The sequence below is a fragment of the Mesorhizobium sp. Cs1299R1N1 genome (genome assembly GCF_037179655.1).
GTDB classification, from domain to species: Bacteria; Pseudomonadota; Alphaproteobacteria; order Rhizobiales; family Rhizobiaceae; genus Mesorhizobium; species Mesorhizobium salmacidum.
Window position 1 is genome coordinate 1 of sequence record NZ_JAPYKR010000059.1, and the last position, 3,991, is coordinate 3,991.

3 protein-coding genes are annotated in these 3,991 nt (G+C 58.6%); all 3 read left to right on the forward strand.

All coding sequences use genetic code 11. The annotated features are described in order from the left end of the window. Positions 1-310 precede the first annotated feature (310 nt). Positions 311-1,519, forward strand: coding sequence for an ATP-grasp domain-containing protein (locus O7A70_RS33485; protein WP_337144155.1), 1,209 nt, complete (start codon positions 311-313; stop codon positions 1,517-1,519). 239 nt (positions 1,520-1,758) lie between these two features. Continuing rightward, entirely contained in the window at positions 1,759-2,934 is a 1,176-nt protein-coding gene (locus tag O7A70_RS33490; protein ID WP_337144156.1) for a M24 family metallopeptidase, read from the forward strand. A 573-nt stretch (positions 2,935-3,507) separates the two neighbouring features. Next, positions 3,508-3,991, forward strand: a 484-nt coding sequence (locus O7A70_RS33495) for an SDR family NAD(P)-dependent oxidoreductase (protein ID WP_337144157.1), incomplete at its 3' end; no start/stop codon positions are given.

Sequence of the window (3,991 nt, forward strand, 5' to 3'; positions counted from 1 at the left end):
TGACCCCATCATGCGGCGGCTCCGCGCCGACCGCGAAGAGAAGCGAGTGACCCGCGGGGCGACATGATCCGGAAAAATATCAGGAGGAGCTTGACCTCAACGACCCCAATCAGAGAAGCCTGCTAGATCATGTGCTGGTGGTGGAACAACGGCAAGCCGTTGCAACAAAACTCGAAACAAAATTCGTAGATTCTTAACGTCGCAAACCCCGTGGACGATGGTAGCGTCGCAGCAAGGTCTGGAGATCAAGCGACGGCTTCAAAGGTGCCGGGAATTCTCCGGCTCAGCGCACACCGAAGGAGGCATAGCAATGTCAAGAGCGCTGATCTTAGTTGGGGGGACCGTAATGGGCTCGGGCCTGCTCTACGTCCAGGCTGCTCAGCGTCTTGGTCTCCAGCCGATTACCCTTTCTGACGACCCAAGTCGCTATGACAATTCTGGAGCGAAAGACGTTGAGACGATCCGTGTTGATACAGACGATCTGGACGCGCTGATCGGGGAATGTTCCCGGCTCCGAGAGACCTATGAAATTGCTGGCATCACGGCTGCGCGGGACTCTGTGTATGCGACGGTTGGCAAGCTCTGCGGTCATTTCGATCTGCCGGGACCGAACCCTGAAGCTATTGAGCAATGCTGCGATAAGTACACTCAGCGTAAACTCCTCGCGGCCTCAAGCGTTCCGATGCCGGCTTATCGCTTGGCGGCCAATGCAGCGGACATAGCGGATTCGGCCGCAGAGATTGGACTGCCGGTGATAGTTAAGCCTGCGATGGGTAGCGGGAGCGTCGGTGTCCGATTGTGCCGCACGGCCGAAGAGCTAGCCGAACATACGACCTATCTTTTGGGTGGGCAGCAAATATGGCGCTCTGAGCCGAGGATGCTGGTCGAAGAATTCGCCGAAGGCCCCTGTTACTGGGCCGACATTATGGGGAATGAGGTCATTGGAATTGCTATCGGCGACTTCGGCCCTCCACCGCATTTTGTCTATCGTGGGGCGACTTACCCAGCACCGCTGAGTGATGACGAGCATGACCGTTTAGCCGACATTTCGCTGAGCTCTTTGCGCGCGCTCGGCCTCGGCTGGGGGCCAGCGGGCATTGAATTTCGGTGGACGAAGCGTGGCCCAGTGGTCATTGAGGTCAATCCGCGCCTTCATGCCTCACCAACTCCCCAGATGGTTCATTTGGCCTACGACGTTGATCTGATCACCGCGCACATTAAGCTTGCCACAGGGGAAGAATGGGATTTGCGTAAAAGGCGTTCGCAGACGGTAGGCGCGCGATTCCTAGTTGCTGATCGTGATGGAACGCTCGACTGGATCAGGGGGGACGGAGAGGCAGCTGCTCTACCGGGTGTCGCTGAAGTTAAATTCTATGTTCAACCCAAAACCCCCATTGTCAGAAAAGGCGACTACAGAGACTGTTTGGGACATGTCGTCGCGGCTTCGTCCAGCCTACCTCGCACCGAGGCGATACTTCAGCGCGCCGTCGACTTGATCAACTGGTCCATCACGCCCTGAGGGCGATAATCGAGAGTGGCTAGAGTATAAAATTGGCCTGGTTCACGTCTTAATTCCTTTGCCGACGGGGGTGGCAAAGTGGCAAATTCGGTCAGCGTGATTTCGTCGAGTGGTTGCGGACTTGGGGCCGGACTGGAAGCGGCCTATCTAATCGCCGATGTGGTTACACAGGGCTTCCGCAACTCTCTCAGGATTTCCTTCGATAAGCGTGTACCACGAATTTGGAGGGATAGTTCTGTATGAGCGGCAGGAACATTGTCCAGGCGTTTGAGACGTCGGAGTATCGGGCTCGGCTCGACAACGTGCGTACCATGATGGGCAGCGCTGGGATGGACGCGTTGGTGGTCATCTCACAAGCTAATCAGTGCTATCTCCTGGGGTATGAGTCCTTCGCCGGCGATGAGCCGCAGGCGCTGCTCCTGACCCGGGACGACGACCCGTATTTCATCCTGCGCAAGATGGATGCCGACGCTGCAGCGGACGCAGGATGCTGGCTCTCGCAGGATCGGGTTGTCGCGTACGCGGAAAGCCACGTAGCTGGCACAGATGAGCAAAGCGCGTGGGAAGTGATCGGCCGGTTCGTGAGGAGCACGGTGGGGGCATCTGCACGCATTGGCGTCGAAGCGTTTGGGATGGGCGTGTTGAACTACCCCAAGCTCGTCCGCGCGTTGGGAGTTCAGGAGCCGCTTGATGCCAGTGACCTGGTAGCGGCATGCAGGCTGGTTAAGTCCGAGCGCGAACTTTTGTATATGACCGAGGCGGCCGAGATAGCGGACCGGGCGATGCTGTCTGGCATCGACAAGATCGCAGTCGGCACCAGGCATTGCGATGCAGCGGCCGCGATCCTGTCGGCTCTCTGCGCCGGGACCGAGACCATTCCCGGCGGGCCGCCACCGTCTCCACCGTTCATCCGTGGTGGAAGGTTCGCCAACGCACCGCACCAATTTTGGAGTGACGACGTATTTGCCCTCGGCCACCAGTATTACCTCGGGATTGGTGCCAGCCGGCACCGATATGTGGCTCCGATGACGAGGACTGCTCATCTCGGCCCCATCACGCCATGCCGGAAGAACCAACATGAGGGTGCACTGGCGGGATTCTACGCCGCCGTCGACGCCCTGCGCCCCGGCGCGACCTGCGCTGATGTTGCGCGGGCGTTCCATGCGGCTATCCGGCCGTACGGTCTCACCAAAGATTCGCGCCTGGGCTACTCTGTTGGCCTCGACTGGCTGGATGGCCCAAGCCTAGGGACGAACAACGATACCGAAATTCTAGCCAATATGACCTTCCTGATTCACATGGGCTTTTACGAGCGCAGCGAACTCTACATGTTGAGCGATACCGTCCGGGTCGCCGAAAATGGCTCCGAGGCAATGAGCAAGCTTCCGCGCATCCTTTTCGAGCGTCCCGCATGAAAATGCAAAAGCAGCGATGCCTCGCGCAAAGTCGCCGATCTGCCGGCGCCGCTCATGTTGATCACGATCCCGCTGACGGGGCCTATCGGGAGAAAGGAGGGGCGGCCAGGACAGGTTTCTCTGTTCGGCCGAATGGCCGAGCGGCAACGTTCGTCCCTGCGCTGATGTTTGTCCCTGCAGGCTCTCGCGCCTCTCCGGAACGGGACCACGCGCCCATCCAAAGAATGGAGCAGAACTATCTGGTGAGCATCCTCCGGATCGTCGCTCCGAGGCACAAGCTGCCATGCGAACCCTCTTCGTTCCGCGTCCGGCGACGAAAAACGCCCACTTGGTCCGGAGCTGAATGATCTCCTTTCAGGTCACCAGTTTGTTCAGCGCGGCCAACGTATCGAAGTGCGTTGTGACGACACACATGTAGTGAGTCCTACATAAGAGCAAAGCCGATGTTTTGTCGGTCGCGTATCGTATTGATTTAGGAAGACCTTTCGCTTTGGCACGGCACATGCTTTTCGCTTGGTACGGGGATCTGTTTTTCTGCAGCTGCGAAGAGCGTAGCGGTAGCGATCAAGTGGAATGAAGATGGATTTAGAGCTTGACGGCAAGGTGGCGATGGTCGCGGCCGCTTCCAGCGGCTTGGGCTTGGCCACCGCTGAGGAGTTGGCCAAAGAGGGCTGCCGCCTCTCTATTTGTGGGCGGGATCCGGGGCGGCTCGAAAGCGCAGTGGATCGGTTGCGCAAGACGGGCGCCGAAGTGCTGGCGCGCGTGACCGATGTGACCGACTGCGCTGATGCAGCAGCTTGGGCTTCCGAAACAGCGGAGCATTTTCACTGTGTCGACATCTTGGTGACGAATTGCGGCGGGGTTTCTGCCGGACCACCCTCGGCCATGATGCCCAAGGATTTCAAAGATGCGGTCCAGCGAGTGCTTCTACCTTCGATAAATCTTGTGACGGCTGCCTTGCCCCATCTGCGCCGCTCGAGCTCGGGGCGAATATTGATGCTCGCTTCCGAGGCTATTGTACGAACCCCAGTACATTTCGCGCTGTCGGGCGTCGCAC

Excerpts from the sequence above, each read along its gene's own strand:
- O7A70_RS33485 (WP_337144155.1), top strand. The coding sequence starts at position 311 with ATGTCAAGAGCGCTGATCTTAGTTGGGGGGACCGTAATGGGCTCGGGC.
- O7A70_RS33490 (WP_337144156.1), top strand. The coding sequence starts at position 1,759 with ATGAGCGGCAGGAACATTGTCCAGGCGTTTGAGACGTCGGAGTATCGG.